14 protein-coding genes and 2 pseudogenes are annotated in these 17,599 nt (G+C 37.9%); 12 read left to right on the forward strand and 4 right to left on the reverse strand.

Going from position 1 to position 17,599, the window contains the following annotated elements; translation table 11 throughout:
- The first annotated feature begins 347 nt into the window (after positions 1-347).
- Positions 348-2,807, forward strand: coding sequence for a TonB-dependent receptor (locus tag DX009_RS00885; RefSeq protein ID WP_115082699.1), 2,460 nt, complete (start codon positions 348-350; stop codon positions 2,805-2,807).
- 119 nt (positions 2,808-2,926) lie between these two features.
- Here the strand turns inward: DX009_RS00885 and DX009_RS00890 are convergent, their stop codons facing one another.
- Entirely contained in the window at positions 2,927-4,225 is a 1,299-nt protein-coding gene (locus DX009_RS00890; RefSeq protein ID WP_115082700.1) for an L-cysteine desulfidase family protein, read from the reverse strand.
- A gap of 337 nt (positions 4,226-4,562) precedes the next feature.
- On the opposite strand from DX009_RS00890, the gene thiD reads away from it, so the two are divergent.
- The 10 genes and pseudogenes from thiD to DX009_RS00940 all read left to right on the forward strand — a co-directional run.
- The gene (thiD, locus tag DX009_RS00895) at positions 4,563-5,384 is read left to right on the forward strand and encodes a bifunctional hydroxymethylpyrimidine kinase/phosphomethylpyrimidine kinase (protein WP_181792295.1); all 822 of its coding nucleotides are present in this window, start codon (positions 4,563-4,565) and stop codon (positions 5,382-5,384) included.
- Positions 5,381-5,995 carry a thiamine phosphate synthase gene (locus DX009_RS00900; RefSeq protein WP_115082702.1) on the forward strand — a complete coding sequence of 205 codons (615 nt, stop codon included), beginning with the start codon at positions 5,381-5,383 and terminating at the stop codon, positions 5,993-5,995. Before thiD ends, DX009_RS00900 begins: the two co-directional genes overlap by 4 nt.
- 4 nt (positions 5,996-5,999) lie before the next feature.
- Positions 6,000-7,589: a phosphomethylpyrimidine synthase ThiC gene (thiC, locus tag DX009_RS00905; RefSeq protein ID WP_115082703.1), complete on the forward strand. Its 1,590-nt coding sequence runs from the start codon at positions 6,000-6,002 to the stop codon at positions 7,587-7,589.
- Between the two features lie 23 nt (positions 7,590-7,612).
- Positions 7,613-8,383 (forward strand): sulfide-dependent adenosine diphosphate thiazole synthase, encoded by a 771-nt coding sequence (locus tag DX009_RS00910; protein ID WP_115082704.1) that lies wholly within the window; start codon positions 7,613-7,615, stop codon positions 8,381-8,383.
- A 718-nt stretch (positions 8,384-9,101) separates the two neighbouring features.
- Positions 9,102-9,686, forward strand: a complete 585-nt coding sequence (locus DX009_RS00920; RefSeq protein ID WP_181792296.1) for a thiamine phosphate synthase — start codon at positions 9,102-9,104, stop codon at positions 9,684-9,686.
- A gap of 837 nt (positions 9,687-10,523) precedes the next feature.
- Positions 10,524-10,685, forward strand: coding sequence for a hypothetical protein (locus DX009_RS13230; RefSeq protein ID WP_006043876.1), 162 nt, complete (start codon positions 10,524-10,526; stop codon positions 10,683-10,685).
- Positions 10,675-11,460, forward strand: a complete 786-nt coding sequence (locus tag DX009_RS00925; protein WP_115082707.1) for a threonine/serine exporter family protein — start codon at positions 10,675-10,677, stop codon at positions 11,458-11,460. The genes DX009_RS13230 and DX009_RS00925 overlap by 11 nt, the downstream gene beginning before the upstream one ends.
- A gap of 12 nt (positions 11,461-11,472) precedes the next feature.
- Entirely contained in the window at positions 11,473-11,970 is a 498-nt protein-coding gene (locus DX009_RS00930) for a threonine/serine exporter family protein (RefSeq protein WP_006043874.1), read from the forward strand.
- Between the two features lie 17 nt (positions 11,971-11,987).
- A complete protein-coding gene (locus tag DX009_RS00935; protein ID WP_006043873.1) occupies positions 11,988-12,896 on the forward strand; it encodes a LysR family transcriptional regulator in 909 nt (302 codons plus the stop codon).
- Between the two features lie 106 nt (positions 12,897-13,002).
- Positions 13,003-13,215: pseudogene (locus tag DX009_RS00940) on the forward strand (IS982 family transposase); the annotation flags it as partial.
- A 72-nt stretch (positions 13,216-13,287) separates the two neighbouring features.
- On the opposite strand, the gene DX009_RS00945 reads toward DX009_RS00940, so the two are convergent.
- Entirely contained in the window at positions 13,288-14,925 is a 1,638-nt protein-coding gene (locus DX009_RS00945; RefSeq protein ID WP_245944554.1) for a thiol-activated cytolysin family protein, read from the reverse strand.
- A gap of 436 nt (positions 14,926-15,361) precedes the next feature.
- On the opposite strand from DX009_RS00945, the pseudogene DX009_RS00950 reads away from it, so the two are divergent.
- Positions 15,362-15,583 (forward strand): annotated as a pseudogene (locus tag DX009_RS00950) (IS982 family transposase); the annotation flags it as partial.
- A 223-nt stretch (positions 15,584-15,806) separates the two neighbouring features.
- On the opposite strand, the gene cdaA reads toward DX009_RS00950, so the two are convergent.
- Together cdaA and folP are read right to left on the reverse strand one after the other, a co-directional pair.
- Positions 15,807-16,583, reverse strand: a complete 777-nt coding sequence (cdaA, locus tag DX009_RS00955; protein ID WP_115082709.1) for a diadenylate cyclase CdaA — start codon at positions 16,581-16,583, stop codon at positions 15,807-15,809.
- 132 nt (positions 16,584-16,715) lie between these two features.
- Positions 16,716-17,552 (reverse strand): dihydropteroate synthase, encoded by an 837-nt coding sequence (gene folP, locus DX009_RS00960; RefSeq protein ID WP_115082710.1) that lies wholly within the window; start codon positions 17,550-17,552, stop codon positions 16,716-16,718.
- Between the last annotated feature and the right edge of the window lie 47 nt (positions 17,553-17,599).

The raw sequence follows: 17,599 nt of genomic DNA on the forward strand, positions 1-17,599 counted from the left end.
CCCTACTTTTTTAATTTTATGAATATAGTATTTGGCAGTTTAAAATCATTATTTTTAGGTATGTAAGTTATAGAAAGAAGATACCAATACATTCATAATCAATAAAATTATCTATATGGTAATGAGTAAATGTAAACTTTTTTATTGTTTAAATATTGTTATGTAAATGTGTGCTATATATATAATGTAAAATGACACATATATTAAATGAATGAACAATAAATGTAAATGATAGCGGAATGATATGGCTTTTACTTATTATTAGGTATTGTTAAACATTGCAAAAATAGATATCTTTGCAACTTAAAATTAAAAGCTATTCACCTAATAAAAATAATTAACGCTACATGAAACGAAATTTTATGTTACTATTAAGCCTATTTTGTGCTATAATAACGATGGCACAGGGCACAGATGCAATGCTTTTCGGTGATGTTAAGGCGAAAGAGACAGGACAGCACCTGCCTTATGCCACCATTACAGTGAAAGGAACGAATATGAAAACTAAGTGCGATGCGTCTGGACACTTTAAGATGTCTGACCTGCCAGTAGGGAAACAGACTGTCGTAGCAAGCCTCGAAGGTTATCAAGAAGAAGAACTCGAAGTAGAAATGGTAAACGGAAAAGGTACTGCTGTCTATTTTAAGTTAGACAAAGACGCCTTAGAACTTAGCCAAGTAGTGGTAACTGGTACGCGCACAGAGCACTTTGTAAAGAATGTTCCAATACGTACAGAGGTACTGACATCGCAGGCTTTAAAGCGTAAAAACGCCCTTAACCTGTACGATGCGCTAGAAGGTATACCCGGAATACGCGTAGAACAGCAATGCCAATTCTGCAATTTCTCTATGGTAAGAATGCAAGGACTTGGTGCTGAACATACCCAAGTGCTACTCGATGGTGAACCTGTATATTCTGGATTGGCTGGAGTTTACGGTCTACAACAGATGGGAACAAACGATATAGACCGTCTGGAAGTGGTAAAAGGAGCAGGTTCTGCACTTTATGGAAGTAGTGCTGTTGCTGGTGCTATCAACATTATATCAAAAGAGCCAACCTTCGAACCAACGGTAAATGCCGACATTCAGTATGGAAACTTTGGACATAAAAGTTACAAAGGTTCAGGTTCTATACGCTATAGAAATATAGGTTTATTGGTAACAGCACAGCGAACAGAGGAAGATGCCGTAGATGCTACACAAGATGGACTAACTCGTGAAGAGGTAAAACATAAAGATCAGATTTCCGATAGAGTTTATAGCCTTATGAATAATGTAGGAGCAAGTGTCTACGTATATAGTCCTTTTGCTAAGAACGATAAACTTGTGCTTCGTGCAAAGGCTATGGACGAACTTCGTTATGGTGGAAATATGAAAGATGATCTATTCTTAAATCCATTCTCAGCCGGCACAGAGAATATCAGAACCAATCGTATCTCAACCGATTTGGCTTATACATTACCAATAGGAGCACATTCAGAACTTAACTTAGCAATGGCTTACGTACACCATAAACGTAATGCAACCAACGATACCTTCCTATCTAACTATAGAGAAGCTACCACCGATGCAACTCACCCTGACGGTGTTGATCCCGATGTAGAACTGATGCGCCCTTATATTGCTAAGGAAAATACATTCACACCTTCGCTTACGCTGACTACAATTTGTGGTAATCACACTCTATTGGCAGGTGTTCAGAGCTACTTTACACACCTTCGCGAAACAGGTCTCTATATTATTTCGTCAGACGATGAACGTGGTAACCCTTACTTTGGCATACCTTACACCTCTATTGGTAAGAAACATGCCGATGAATTTGGCTTCTTTGTACAAGACGAATGGAACATATTGCCTAACTTTACAGTAGTACCTGGCTTGCGGTTAGATACTCACTCTTCTGGCGAAGAATATACAACAAGTCAAAGAGTTTCTGATTCTGCATTCCCATTGACCCACTTCAGCAAGACTTCATTCAATCCTCGTCTTGCTATTAAGTATGCGGTTAGCCCATCGTTCATACTTCGTGCCAACATAGGAACAGGTTTCCGTGCACCATACGGCTTCTCAGAAGACTTGCATCTTTGCTCTGGTTCACCACGTGTTTGGAAGTCATCAAACCTTAAAGGGGAGCGTTCTATAAGCTATAACTTCTCTGCCGACTACTATACAAAGAATGTTCAGTTGAGTGCAAATATCTTCCGCACCGACCTGAAAGATAAAATTCAGTTTGCTCCAGCAAGCGATGATGTTAAGAAATTCGGCTATACCTACCAGTGGGAGAATGTAGACGATGCATACGTGCAAGGTATTGAGCTCGGCATAAAATGGAATCCATTTAAAGATTTCAAGACTGGTGTGAGCTGGACCTTTAATCAAGGTAAGTTTAAACACGAGCGTGCAGAGTGGTCAGACCCTAATTCTGAAGAATGTGTAGCTACTCCTGCTCGTTTAGCATACGCTAAAGAAAGTAAGTATATATCTCGTTTCCCTGCTATGACAGGCGATTTTACATTGGAATACACTCCTGGTACATGGTCGTTTGCACTAACAGGGTCGTTGCAAGGAACTATGTATATAGATTATAACTCTGAAGATGCACCAGAAACATCGAAGATAAAGAAGACTAGTACATTTACTTTGTGGAATCTTCGTGTAGCTAAACGCTTTGGCTCGTTTAGTGTTTATGGAGGAGGAAAGAATATCTTTAGCTATCTGCAAGACGAAAAGCATGGCGATGATGCTGCCTTTATGTATGCTCCTGTCTATGGCGCAACGTGGTATGTAGGTGTTAGTTTGAATCTATAATAAAAGGTGTAGACAACAGAATATCTATTTTAAAATGCAAAAATGGTTCGCATCAATCGATATGCGAACCATTTTTGTATAGTTAAAAATGTAGGATTGTATTTTAATTACAGCTATTTTTAGCAGCCGTTTTTATGTGTCATAATATCCAACACCATAATATCCATCTCGTTCATTGCATGTTTTCCTAAGCTAGTAAGGTTGCGAATAGATTGGTCAATATCCTTATCAATAATACCTTCTGCTTCCGTTACATGTTGGTTAGACATAGAAAGCATTGCAGAAAGTACCGCAGTAGATACACCAGACGATACTTTTAAAGCACAACTTGGCTTTGCACCATCGCAAACCATACCCGTAAGGTTAGCAATCATATTCTTTATAGAATAGCAAATGTTGTTATAGTCGCCACCCATCAAGTAGGTTATGCCGCAGCTCGAACCTGTACAAGCCACAATACAACCACAAAGTGCCGATAGTGTTCCAAGATTTTGTTTAATATAAATAGCTGTAAGATGGCTCAATGTTAGTGCTCTTACCAATTCGTCGGGTGTATTTCCATTCTCTTTAGCAAACACTACAACAGGATTGGTGGCGCAAATGCCCTGATTTCCCGACCCACTGTTGCTCATTACAGGCACCATTGCTCCGCCCATACGTGCATCGCACGCTGATGCAGTCTTAGAAAGAATGTGCGAATAAATACTATTACCAAACAAACCACGACTTATTGGTCGGTCCATTGTCTTTCCTACGCAATGTCCATAGTTGCCTTTTAGTGCTTCTTCGGCAGCATTCATATTGTAACGCTTAGCTTCTAAAATGAAATCAATCTCGTTTATGGGTGTTGTTGTCGCAAAATCCCATACCAATTTCAGATTTAGCTGAATGTCGTCGTTATCTTCCGGTGCACCATCTCCAGCCTCAACTTGTTTGTTAAGTAGTACTTTGCCATTCATTTCCTCGTACACAAAGTTTGTATGGGTTTTAGAAATTATGGCAGTAGCCTTGTTCTCGCCAGCTTCGCAGGTTATTTCGACATACAATTTCTCGCTTATTCCACTCTTTAATTTTATATCTATGTGGTTTTCTGCTACATATTGCTTACCTTCTTCCAGCGATTCGGGTGTTAAATCTTTAATAACCTCAAGCTGATATTCCGACTTTCCAATAAGCGCTCCCAAAGAGATTGCAATTGGTAAGCCTATCATTCCAGTACCAGGAATTCCAACGCCCATTGCATTTTTTAAGATATTAGCAGATAAAAGGGCTTTAATTCTTTCTGGTTTCTGTCCTAACAGCTCTGTGGCACGTGCAGTACAGAGTGCAACAGCCATAGGCTCAGTGCAGCCAACGGCAGGAACTACCTGTCGATGAATCAAATCTATGATTTGTTCGCGTATGTTTTTCTCAAGCATTTCTGTTACGAATTAGTTGTTTGAGTGCAAATTTACTCAATTTTTAATAAACCAAAAGGAAAACAAAAGAAAAATTACAAACGGATAAAAACTTTGAGTTTGATTTTGCTATTGGTAAACATTGTCGTACCTTTGCACACAGATAAACTTTCGGTTTAACCGAAAAGGGGGTGCCACTCTATTGAGTGAGCTGAGATTATACCCGTATAACCTGATGCAGGTAATGCTGCCGTAGGAAGTGCGAATATATAGACATTTGCGTTTATCTATCCTTAATTTAGTGTATCCCCCTATATTTTGGTTTTCCGAAAAGTACCATTTGTTACTTTGATGGCTTATGATGCACTATGTAAAAACTCTCACAATAGCAGGCTCTGACAGTGGTGGAGGAGCAGGTATACAGGCGGATATTAAAACAATGTCGGCTTTAGGGTGTTACGCATCTTCGGTTATTACGGCTGTTACAGCACAAAATACGAAGCAAGTGTTCTGTGTTCAGAGTGTTGAAGCTACAGTTGTAGAGAGTCAGTTGCGTGCCGTTCTCACCGATTTGCGTCCCAATGCTATAAAAATAGGTATGGTTGGTTGTGCAAAGAATATCGAAACTATTGCGCAGGTATTGGCTCAATACAGGACGGTTCCACTCGTTATAGACCCTGTAATGGTTTCTACATCTGGCAATAAACTTATAGAAGAAAACGCTATAGACACCTTCTGCCAATGCCTTTTGCCTATGGCAACTATACTAACACCCAACATTCCAGAAGCAGAGACTTTAGCACGATGCGCAATTGCAACAATATCTGATATTGACAAGGCTGCAATAAAAATCTTAAACCTTGGTTGTAAGGCGCTATTAATAAAAGGTGGACACATAGAAAGTGCTACTAAAACCGACCGACTCTACTTTGCCGACAACAGCAAGCCAATAATCTTTGAAACTGAGACTATCGATTCTGTTAACACACATGGCACAGGTTGCACGCTCTCTTCGGCTATTGCAGCATTCTTAGCGCGTGGTTTAGAACTTGAAAAAGCTGTTGCAATGGCAAAAAACTATGTATCGCAGGCTATAAAGGAAGGTGCAGACGTGCGCATAGGCAGCGGACATGGAGCAGTAAATCATTTCTTTTGTCCTGAAAAACTAATAAAACGATGAACAACATACAGTTTATTACACACGAGAACCAACGATTTGGTTACGTAGAAGGTGCTGAAATGGCTCTTCGTGGTGGTTGCAAATGGGTACAGTTGCGTATGAAAGATGCTACCGATAACGAGTTTTTAAGTGTTGGAAGAAAGGTTTCCACACTCTGTCGCAACTATAATGCAACCTTTTTGCTTGACGATCGTGTACATTTAGTTGCCGAACTTGGTGCCGACGGTGTACATTTGGGTAAGAACGATATGCCCATCAGCGAAGCACGATGTATGCTTGGTAGCGAAAAAATAATTGGTGGAACTGCCAATACCTTTACTGATGTGCAGCGTTTAGCAACCGAAGGAGCAAACTACATTGGTTGTGGTCCCTTTAGATACACTAAAACAAAATGCAACCTTGCGCCTATACTAGGTTTAGAGGGTTATCGGGACATTCTAAAACAAATGAAAAAAGCAAATATTTGCCTACCACTTATTGCTATTGGTGGTATTGTTAGCACCGATATAGCTGCACTTACAACCATCGGCGTAAGTGGAATAGCTGTCAGCGGAGCCATACTCGAAGCAGTAAATCCTATTAACGAAATGACGAAACTAATAGAAATATAACATTATGAAGAACGAAAACATTAAGATTTTTTATCCTAATTCGGAGAAAATCTATAAGCGTGGTACGCTCTATCCAGAACTAAAGGTGGGTATGCGGCGCATTCTTCTTACACCAACCGTTAAGAACGAGGGTGGTAAACGCATTGAACAACCCAACGATCCTGTAGTAGTTTACGATACAAGCGGACCATACAGCGATCCGAATATAGAGATCGATCTAAACAAAGGTTTACCTAAGCTCCGCCAAGCATGGATAGAAAAGCGTAAAGGAACACAGATGTATTATGCAAAGAAAGGCATCATAACAGAAGAAATGGAATACGTTGCTATTCGCGAAAATATGGATTGCGAAGCTTTGGGCATACACACACACATCACACCAGAGTTTGTTCGCAGCGAGATAGCAGCTGGAAGAGCTGTCATTCCAGCCAATATCAACCACCCCGAAAGCGAACCAATGATTATTGGAACGAACTTTTGTGTGAAAATAAATACCAATATCGGCAACTCTCACGAGAATTCGAGCATCGATGAAGAGGTGGAAAAGGCGGTATGGAGCTGTAAATGGGGTGGCGATACCCTAATGGATTTATCAACAGGAACGAACATTCACGAAACAAGAGAGTGGATTTTGCGCAACTGTCCCGTTCCTGTTGGCACCGTTCCAATGTATCAGGCTTTTGAAAAGGTAAACGGAAAAGCAGAGAAACTTACGTGGGAGATATTTCGCGATACGCTTATTGAACAGTGCGAACAGGGGGTTGATTATTTCACAATACACTGTGGCATTCGCTTAAAGAATGTTCATTTGGCTAACGGTCGTCTTACAGGTATGGTAAGTCGTGGTGGAAGCATTATCTCTAAATGGTGTCAAGTGCACAACGAAGAGAGTTTTCTATATAGCCACTTCGATGACATCTGCGATATCTGTGCCAAATACGATGTAGCAATATCGCTTGGAGATGGTCTTCGTCCTGGTTCTACATACGATGCAAACGATGCAGCACAGTTTGCCGAACTAGATACAATGGGCGAATTGGTAGAACGGGCGTGGGCAAAAAATGTTCAGGCGTTCATAGAAGGACCTGGACATGTTCCAATGCACAAGATTAGGGAGAATATGGATAGGCAAATAGAGAAGTGCCACGGTGCACCTTTCTATACATTAGGTCCTCTTGTAACCGACATTGCGCCTGCTTACGACCATATTACGAGTGCTATTGGTGCAGCAATGATAAGTTGGTATGGCACAGCAATGATTTGTTATGTTACACCAAAAGAACATTTATCGCTACCTAATAAAGACGATGTACGCACAGGAGTAATTACTTACAAGATTGCTGCCCATGCTGCCGATTTGGCAAAAGGACACCCAGGTGCAACCATAAGAGACAATGCACTAAGCAAAGCTCGCTATGAATTTCGTTGGAAAGACCAGTTTAATCTTGCGCTCGACCCAGAGAAGGCACTCGAATATTGGAAAACATCTAACAAGGTGGGTGGAAAGTTTTGCACAATGTGTGGACCAAACTTCTGTGCAATGCGCATTAGTCAAACACTAGAGAGTGGAGAGTGTAACGAAGAAGTAGTATAAAAATAAACTAAAACAATACGATTATGATTGAAAAGAAAGTGTCTAAAGGAATTATCAGTACTTATTTTGCAAAGATGGAACGATGTCTCGAACTCGATGTTGCCATTGTTGGTGGTGGTCCTTCTGGAATTGCTGCCGCCTATTATATGGCAAAAGCAGGACTAAAAGTGGCACTCTTCGACCGCAAACTATCGCCTGGTGGTGGTATGTGGGGAGGTGCTATGATGTTCAACCAGCTGGTTATACAGCAAGAAGCCCTACATATAATTAGAGATTTCGACATCAATTACGAGCCTTACGAAGATGGTTTGTACACTGCCGACTCAGTGGAATGTACCTCAGCTCTACTCTACAAAGCAACACACGCAGGTGCAACTATCTTTAATTGTTACTCTGTTGAAGACGTTGTGTTTAAGAACAATGTTGTAAGCGGTGTGGTTGTGAACTGGACTCCCGTGCTTCGCGAAGGTTTGCACGTAGACCCTTTGAATATTATGGCTAAGTTTGTGATTGACGGAACTGGCCACGATAGTGAAATGTGCCAAGTGGTTGCACGTAAAAACGGCATTAAGCTAAACACAACAACAGGCGATGTGATTGGCGAACGCTCGTTAGATGTAGCGGAAGGCGAACGCCAAGTGGTGGAAGGAACAAAGGAAATATATCCTGGTTTGTATGTTTGCGGTATGGCATCGTCAGCAGTTGGCGGCACACCTCGCATGGGACCCATCTTCGGCGGTATGCTTCTTTCTGGCAAGAAGGTGGCAGAAGCCATTATCAATCGTTTGAAATAGAATTATCAATGGGTGGCAATGGTTGCGTAATAGCAACGGTTGCCACCTATTTGGTTCACTTAGTATATGGGAAAACAATTGAAAGATTATTCAAAATCTAAAACAAAATTTTGTTATTTAAATATTATTTATTTAACTTTGAACCCGTGCTTTATTATTACAAACAATTAAATATAACAAATTATGAACAAGTATTTCAATCTTTTATTCTAACATTTATTTTAATTATATCGCGCAATATTAAATGATGCTATGAAGCAAGAAATACAATGAGCTAATAGTCTGGCAGCTTAGATACCTATCTTTTGGAAGATAGTTAGAGAAGTATTTGAATCATCAACTATATGAAAGGAAGCAGAATTGTTCTATCTCTCTTATGGATTAACGCCCTTATTATGGCGTTATCTAAACTACTATCTATTTATAATAATAAGGGTAATGCCTTTTTATTGATATCATATAATATATTTTATGTCTTGTCGTATGTCCTAATATTAACAATTACGATAACTGAAAGTATAACTTTATATAAGACCTTTAGAGATGATAGTAACTCTTTGTTCCGCATGATTTCAGTTGTTAGATTCATTTCTATGATTTTGGTTTGTATTGCTATTCTTTTATTCTTAGTAAAAGAATAGCAATGTATGTAATAAACCAACTAATATATATAATATGTATAGTCTACGAGAGAAAATGCTTGATAAAAAACAAAACGATGCATCTCATTGTAATTACCGAACCACAGTTTGTTACTAACGAGGCAAATATTATCGCGCAACTGCTACATTGGGGTGTAGGCCTTGTTCACCTACGGAAACCCGAAAGTAATGCCGACGATTTGGCAAAACTAATAGAAGCCATTCCCACAGCCTACCATAACCGTCTTGTGCTGCACGACCATTTCGATTTAGCTACCCACTTTGCATTGCATGGGCTACACTTAAATCGCCGAAACTACGTGCTGCCACCAAACTATAAAGGTGCAGTTTCGAAATCGTGCCATACAATTAGCGAAGTGGAAACCTATAAACAGCATTGCAATTACGTTTTTCTTAGTCCTATTTTTAATAGCATTTCAAAACAAGGATATGCCTCTGCTTTCACACCAAAGGCTCTTTTCGAAGCAAAACAGAAAGGCATTATCAATGAAAAAGTGGTTGCGTTGGGCGGAATTACCGCAGCCAATATCAATAAAATAAAGAGTTATGGCTTTGGTGGAGTAGCACTTTTGGGCGATGTTTGGCGAAGAACTGCTGACCCATTTTTTGAACAATATATTAAGCAATGTGTTAAACTCTAATAGGTTTATTATATCGTAGCATTGTTATATTTTAGTGGTGTAATGGACATTTGGTAGGCTAAAACTTCACGTAACGCTTTTATTTACTACCTTTACAGCATTTGAAAGCTTATGAAAAAACGGTTCTTCTAATATGTGAAGTGATAAAACAAACCACAGAACGATGTACTTCAACATAAGAGATAATAACTCCAGATTCTACAATCTGTATGTCTTGTGATGAGGAAATAACTACTTCCTCTTTTCAAAGAAATGTACGTATACTACTACAGTAGTTTTAATTTTGTTTTACTGTCATATTTAACACTTAGCATAGATACACTGTTATTCAACAAGTTAGATGCAAATGTTAGATGATAGTAGTGACAGGAAATTTAATTTTGGAGAAATTACTTTGTTATAGAAAGCTGGAATATTGAATGAAAAGGGATTTATTTCTTACACCACAAAACTTTTCTTGTCAGAAAGTATTTGTTTCTTTCTCACGTTAGAGTTGTCCTTATCATTTCAAATTCCCGAAAGAACCTTGAAAAGAACCATACCAACTTTGTTGGACAATTTCCCGACCTAATAATCTATAGCTACGCTTCAAAAAATAGAATGCAGCTATCTCAAAAAAATGGGATACAGGTGTACTTTATGTGCCTGAAAATAGGCTTTGGCTTGATTTAAATCTATCATAGCCACTACTTTTCCCACCATTCAACAAACTTTTAATATAATATTACGATAACCATTATCGAAACAACTCATTGTAAATAGTTGCACGACCAAGAATTAATGCCTATCTTTGCAACACAAAAATAAAGAATTAACAGACTTAAAAATCAAAGACTTATGAGTAGTCAAATTATTATTTGGAGTGCATTAATGGTATTACTTCTAGTAGCTTTTGTTTTGCGTATGGCTATTACTGCCCGTACAGCAGGTGGAGACAAAAAAATATTTGAAGTAACCGATGAATTTGAATTATACGACTTAACAGAAGATGAAGCATAGCCACCCCACCTTCCCCGTAAATAAAACAAGCACCTTTATAGCTGAATATGCAGCATGGCTTTATGGCTGTGGCGCTACATGTACACGTATAAGAGAAAATGTAGCTCGTATAGCCAAAAAATGGAATATCACTTGCCAACTTCTTATTATGCCTGGAAGTGTGGAACTTATGGTATTCGATCCCACCACAAATCAATCGTCAGTGGTTATAAAAAGAGCACCTCATACAGGCATTAGCTTCTATAAAAATACTTATTTGAGCCGATTAAGCTGGAATATAGCTGATGGGCACGTTGATTTAGAAGAGGCAAACAAAACACTCGAAAGTATAACCAAAGCACCTTTCACCAACAAGTGGTTGGTGTTATTGCTTACATCGCTTGCCAATCTTTCATTCTGTCGTGTTTTTGGTGGCGACCTTGCAGCTATGTTAATAGTGTTTGTAGCTACTTTTGTAGGTTTTAAACTTAAACAGCTATTGTTAGAAGATGGTGTAAACGTTAAGTTTGTTTTTCTCATTTGCGCATTTTTCTCGTCTGTAATAGCTACCTCTGGCTATGTATTTGGTTTAGGCAATAAACCCGAAATAGCACTTGGAACATGTGTTCTTTATTTAATTCCAGGTATTCCTTATATTAATAGCATTAGCGACCTTATGGGGGGCGATTATCTTGTGGCTTATAGCCGATTTATGGATGCTATTATTCTTACCTTTTGCCTGTCGGTAGGTTTGTCGGTAGGTATTCTTCTTATGAACCTCAAACTATTAGCATAGCACTCAAACAAAATGGACTTTCTACTCTCAATACTTCAAGATGCTTTCTTTGGTGGCTTAGCCGGAATAGGTTTTGCTAGCATTAGTAATCCGCCAAATAATGCCTATAAATACTGTTTTGTAATATCGGCTGTTGGACATGCTATACGTTTTGTTCTTATGAACAACAGCTACTATCACTTCGGACTAATTATTGCCAGTTTCGTTGCGGCTTTAAGTATAGGCTTTTTAACTGTACTTATGGCACGAAGAGCCAAATGTCCACCCGAAACATTCTCATTTCCATCATTATTACCAATGATTCCTGGAATGTATGCCTATCGCACCATAGAAGGACTGGTAATGTGTTTATTTACTGAGAAAGAAGATTTATTCAACCATTATTTGTATCTTTGTACATCGAATGGCTTTACTTGTGCGTTCGATATCTTAGGAATGGTGTTAGGCGCAACAATGCCTATATTCATTTTAAATAAGATTTCGTTCACTGTAACAAGGCACGCCAAATAACAAAGAACATAAGAATAATGGAACTCAGACAACTACGCTACTTCTTAAAAGTTGCAGAACTCTTAAACTTTTCGGAGGCTTCGAAAGCATTGTTTGTTACTCAAAGCACACTGTCGCAACAAATAAAACAACTCGAAACAGAACTCGATTCTACGCTTTTCGAACGAAATAGCCACGAAGTAACACTAACAGAAGCAGGAAAAAAGCTGGTAGAATATGCACAAACAGTAGTTGTTGATGCTGACATTTGCCAACAAAAAATGAACGACTTGAAGGATTTAGCAACCGGAGAGTTAAACATTGGCGTTACGTTTACATTTAGTCCACTACTTACTGAAACAGTACTTGATTTTATGAAACGCTATCCGGGTGTTCGCCTAAATATTATTTATAAAACAATGGCAGAACTTATGGATATGCTACAACGACACGAAGTAGACTTTGTTTTGGCATTTAAGCCTACCGAAAAGAACGAAAGAGTGGAAAGCTATGTACTCTTTAATAATAAACTTGTGGCTGCAATGAGTGTAACTCACCCACTTGCAAAGCGTAAGAGTATAACCATAGACGATTTAAAAGATTGCCAGGTAGCAATGCCAGCACACGGATTGCAAAACCGTAATGCTTTCGAAAATATTGCAGAACAATCTGCAAAAAATATCAATATACGGTTAGAAATAAACGATATAAATATTCTGCTAAAACTGGTGCGACAGAGCAAACTTGTAACAGTTCTTGCCGAAGCTGCCTTACACAATGAGGAAGGACTTGTTGGAATACCACTCGAAATGGGAAATACCGACATGGAAGGTTGTCTTCATACTCTAAAAAATGGCTATATAAAACACTCTGCACGTGCTTTCTATCGCCTATTAAGTCAGTCGCATACAATCATTAAATATTCATCGTTGGCACATTTGTTGTAAATAACGTGAGTTCGACGAATTATAAGTGTCTATAAATTTAGTGATTAGCGAAATTTGTTGTAACTTTAAAGAACTAATATACAAATAGTTACAAACAAAAATCGCTATGATCACCGAGGACAAAGTTACTGAAATATTTTGTATGGCAGATGACTTCTGCAAGTTTTTTGATGCAATGGTGGCAAAATATACGCTAAAGCCTACTGGAAAAAGAAAGTATCATCGAGATTCCACGATGTCAAAGGCAGAAGTCATGCTAATAATGATTCTTTTTCACGACTCTGGTTATCGCTGCTTTAAACATTTCTATCTTGAAAAAAGAAGCCGTGTATCAATGTACAAAGGACTATTGACACACAGCTTGCTCTGTTCTAAATTCGTCGAACTTACGTTATTTTAATGTATCATATTCAAGTCCAAAAAGAACTTCACCCATAAAATCAAGTGTTTGTTTTGGATTTCTTGTGCTAAATGCTTTTCCGCCTGCCTTAGCATCGAAAAGAAGATCCTTTAGCTTGATAGTAACAGTAGTTGTTCCAAGATCATCGCCTACAGGGACTCTGTTAATAATCGTATTGTGCATACTTGTTGTAATAGTAACATACTGCTCCAAGAAGTTTGACATACTCATATTTAGTGGACGTTGTATGGAAACTGTTTCAGGCATATTAGAGCCTGTTATATCTGTATAGGAATTGTTATCTACCTGAATAGCCTTCTCTTTACTAATATTTAGAATGTTAAAACGATCTCCGTTAGGAAGGGTTACGTTGCATTCACCATATAGGAAAAGAGGGTTTTTGTTTATAACTTTACCCCTGATCGCTTTTGGGGTAAACTTAAAGTTGATGCTATTACATGTAGGAACAAAAATCGATTGTGTAACAGGGTAAGAATTGCTCGTAAGGATACGAGCTACAGAGTTATCGCCAACATACTTTAAGTTGTAAGCAATAGGAGCTGCTGCTGACATTGGTATAGGGTTGCCGATAGCTTTCTTAAAGGCCTCCCAACCACCAGATATAATTGCTTGATGGTCTTGCATAGTACCTCCAATGCTAGTCTGTGTGATTACAGATTCGTCTAAGATGCTCTTGTATTTAATTTGTAAATCAGCACTTAAGTTATTAAGTTTAGGGAAAACAAGATTAAGTGCAGCTGTAACCTCATCGTAACTATAGTTTGTAGAAATAAGGGCAAACGCCATTCTTCCATAGTGAACACTGCTTACATATACAGGCATTACCCCATTAAAAGAGTTAATATCAGCAGATTTCAGAATGCAGTTTTTAGGAGATGTAGAAACTGTAAATAATTTCTGAATAAACGAAACGAGAACATGCGTCTTTTTTCTGTTGTGCTGTGTGTCAAGGCTTAGCCCTGCTTGCACGAGTGAACCATTAAAATTGATACCTAAGTGGGTAGCAAATTCCTTTTCATTTTTGATCTCTTGTACTTTGTACTCTGTTGTTACAGAGGGTTCAGCATTAGGGGATGATCTCCATTGCTGAAGGGTAGTTTGGTAGCTACTCCATGTAATATTAGGGATAACTGCAGTATAAGCAGGTCCTCCCATAGGGGTCAAATCGGCTGTAACTACCATATCTTCTACTTCTGCATTCTTGATAGGACTAAATATGCCATTTGAAATAGTGTTACCTGCTAAAACATTGCCAGGAAAAATTTGGTTTTCATTGGGGTTAAAAAAGAGGACTTCATCATGGATGGCACTAGCGTTGTACATCTGTGTTTTGTTTACCATCGTGCCGTTAATACCATCAAAAATGCCCTCATTGCTTACTATTTGTGGCGAAGAATTAGGAGTTGGACCATTGTAAAGATCAACTTTATCGCCCACACGATACATATCTTTACCTAGTGGTAATGAATTAAGAAGTTGTGGACTGATATTCTTGTCTGTACTAGGCACATTGGTAACATCCTCCATGATGTCGCTACTACATGATGTAAGTACATTAGCGAATAATAATACGCTAAGCCCTCTAACAATAAAACTGTAATGTTTCATAACTTTTAATAGGTTAATGCATCCCATTTTACAAGATGCAGGTTAGAAAAATAAATTTAAAATAGAAATTTCTCTCAATTAGTTTGTTATATCTTTTGTTATAAGCTCACCGTACAAGTTCCAGCTTTGATAATACACACCTCATTTCTTTGCTTTTTTCTTAGAGATATTGTCGTAATAATTTACTAGATCATAGGTAGGTTAGGCTTTATTATGCTCCAAAAGTAAATAATTAAATAATAACTTATATAATGTTATTTTAAAAATATGAATAAATTAATTATAATTAACGTATGTTTTCTTTAAAGGAGATGTCTTTTTTATGTAATAATAACGTGAGTTCGACGAATTATAAGTGTCTATAAATTTGGTGATTAGCAAAATTTGTTGTAACTTTAAAGAACTAATATACAAATAGTTACAAACAAAAATCGCTATGATCACCGAGGACAAAGTTACTGAAATATTTTATATGGCAGATGATTTCTGCAAGTTTTTTGATGCAATGGTGGCAAAATATACGCTAAAGCCTACTGGAAAAAGAAAGTATCATCGAGATTCCACGATGTCAAAGGCAGAAGTCATGCTAATAATGATTCTTTTTCACGACTCTGGTTATCACTGCTTTAAACATTTCTATCTTGAAAAAAGATGCCGTGTATCAATGTACAAAGGACTATTGACACACAGCTTGCTCTGTTCTAAATTCGTCGAACTCACGTTAAATAACATCAACTGCGACATCAATGTTTTTTAGTCTTTACCGACATTACTTTTCTTTTATTGTCTGTACATTCTTATTTAGAAACAATGTTGTCTTTATGCTTTCGTGTGAAGCATAATAAAACACAAAATAAGTTTCTAATAAATACAATTTAGGTTTAAAAGTTTTCGAGTTCCTTTGTGAGAATACTTTCTAATTGTTCGGCTGATAAACGCACTTGGAACTCGCCATGAATAGCAATCGAAATTTTGCCAGTTTCTTCTGAAACTATTATAGCAAGTGCATCAGATGCCTGCGAAATTCCTAATGCGGCACGATGGCGTAGTCCAAATTCCTTTGGAATATCTTGATTGTGGCTAACTGGAAGAATACAACCAGCAGCTTTAATACGTTTTTTTGATATAACCATTGCACCATCGTGGAGCGGAGAGTTCTTAAAAAAAATATTTTCAATAAGTCGTTGGTCAATGCGAGCATCAATATAGTCGCCCGTATCAACAATATCCTGAAGCATTACACTACGTTCTATAACAATAAGTGCCCCAACTTTTCCCTTGCCCATATTCATACAAGCCATAACAATAGGGAGAATAGTTTCGCGGTCTACGCCTTTTTTGTTCTTATCGTTCCGAAATAGTTTTAGAATGTTTCTTGCTTTTTGGTGTGCACCAAGATTATAGAGGAAATAGCGTATTTCTTCCTGAAAAAGCACAATGAGACCAATTACGCCTACAGACACTAATTTATCCATAATGCTTCCTAAAAGTCTCATTTCTAAAACCTGACTAACAATAAGCCACACAACAATAAATGTCATGATACCTGCAAACACGTTAAGCGAACGTGATTCTTTCATAATACGATATATGTAGTAGAGCATAAGTGCCACTAACACAATATCGATGATATCTTTTATGCCAAATTCGAAAAACATATTCTTCTCTTTTAGTTGTTGTTTCTATATTGCCATTAGCAATACTGGCTTTGTTTCTCTCTCCAAACGTTCTATGTTTGTGTCTTTAGCAGGTATGTTGTTGCTATTGCACATTCAAAAACATTTGCATTGTTATTTTGCTTGCCGTAAACGGTTGTAAATTTGCACCGTTTCTACAGCTTCTTTCACATCGTGTACACGCAAAATGCTTGCTCCTTTCATTAGTGCAATCATATTTAGTGCAGTTGTTCCATTCAAACTTTCTTGTGCTGTAATACCCAAAAGCTGGTGAATCATACGTTTGCGACTAATTCCAACTAATATTGGAAGTTCTAAAACGTGTAGTTGTTCCATTACATTCATTAGCGCATAATTGCCGTCTATAGGGTCTTTTCCAAATCCAAATCCTGGATCTATAATAATATCTTTCTGTCCCAAAGCACGTAATTCTTGTATTTCGCGTGCAATATTTATAAGCATATCGTGTATGTTTGGAGCTTTCGACATTAATATATAAGGTGTTCCCAGTTCGGCTACAGTACGAAACATTTCAGCATCGCTACCTTCTTCCACATCGTTTATAATATCTACACCAAATTCGTTTATCATTTCTCGTGCTATTGAGGCACGAAAAGTGTCGAGCGATATTATTGCTTTTGGTTGTGTTTTACGAATTATAGGAAGTGCCATAGCAAGTCGGCGTCTTTCTTCTGCTTCGTCTACAAATTTGCTTCCAGGACGTGTAGAACATGCACCAACATCTATAATTTTAGCTCCTTCTGCTATAATTTGGTTGGTACGATTGTATATTTCAGCCTCAGTTTGCATACGACTATCGGCATAAAACGAGTCTGGTGTAACGTTTAATATTCCCATTACACACGGTTTAGACAAATCTAAAAGTTGTCCTTTTACGTTTATTGTATATTCCACAGGACTAAATTGTTGTGCAAAATTTTCTTTTTCCATACAGGCAAAGTTACTAAAAGCACTTTAAACTGCAAAGTAAGCAATGC

The organism is Prevotella pallens (assembly GCF_900454935.1).
Taxonomy (GTDB): Bacteria; Bacteroidota; Bacteroidia; order Bacteroidales; family Bacteroidaceae; genus Prevotella; species Prevotella pallens.

What these genes read in the sequence shown, in the direction of transcription:
- DX009_RS00885 (WP_115082699.1), top strand. Translation starts at nt 348, where the DNA reads ATGAAACGAAATTTTATGTTACTATTAAGCCTATTTTGTGCTATAATA.
- DX009_RS00890 (WP_115082700.1), bottom strand. Translation starts at nt 4,225, where the DNA reads ATGCTTGAGAAAAACATACGCGAACAAATCATAGATTTGATTCATCGA.
- thiD (WP_181792295.1), top strand. Translation starts at nt 4,563, where the DNA reads ATGATGCACTATGTAAAAACTCTCACAATAGCAGGCTCTGACAGTGGT.
- DX009_RS00900 (WP_115082702.1), top strand. Translation starts at nt 5,381, where the DNA reads ATGAACAACATACAGTTTATTACACACGAGAACCAACGATTTGGTTAC.
- thiC (WP_115082703.1), top strand. Translation starts at nt 6,000, where the DNA reads ATGAAGAACGAAAACATTAAGATTTTTTATCCTAATTCGGAGAAAATC.
- DX009_RS00910 (WP_115082704.1), top strand. Translation starts at nt 7,613, where the DNA reads ATGATTGAAAAGAAAGTGTCTAAAGGAATTATCAGTACTTATTTTGCA.
- DX009_RS00920 (WP_181792296.1), top strand. Translation starts at nt 9,102, where the DNA reads ATGCATCTCATTGTAATTACCGAACCACAGTTTGTTACTAACGAGGCA.
- DX009_RS13230 (WP_006043876.1), top strand. Translation starts at nt 10,524, where the DNA reads ATGAGTAGTCAAATTATTATTTGGAGTGCATTAATGGTATTACTTCTA.
- DX009_RS00925 (WP_115082707.1), top strand. Translation starts at nt 10,675, where the DNA reads ATGAAGCATAGCCACCCCACCTTCCCCGTAAATAAAACAAGCACCTTT.
- DX009_RS00930 (WP_006043874.1), top strand. Translation starts at nt 11,473, where the DNA reads ATGGACTTTCTACTCTCAATACTTCAAGATGCTTTCTTTGGTGGCTTA.
- DX009_RS00935 (WP_006043873.1), top strand. Translation starts at nt 11,988, where the DNA reads ATGGAACTCAGACAACTACGCTACTTCTTAAAAGTTGCAGAACTCTTA.
- DX009_RS00945 (WP_245944554.1), bottom strand. Translation starts at nt 14,925, where the DNA reads ATGAAACATTACAGTTTTATTGTTAGAGGGCTTAGCGTATTATTATTC.
- cdaA (WP_115082709.1), bottom strand. Translation starts at nt 16,583, where the DNA reads ATGTTTTTCGAATTTGGCATAAAAGATATCATCGATATTGTGTTAGTG.
- folP (WP_115082710.1), bottom strand. Translation starts at nt 17,552, where the DNA reads ATGGAAAAAGAAAATTTTGCACAACAATTTAGTCCTGTGGAATATACA.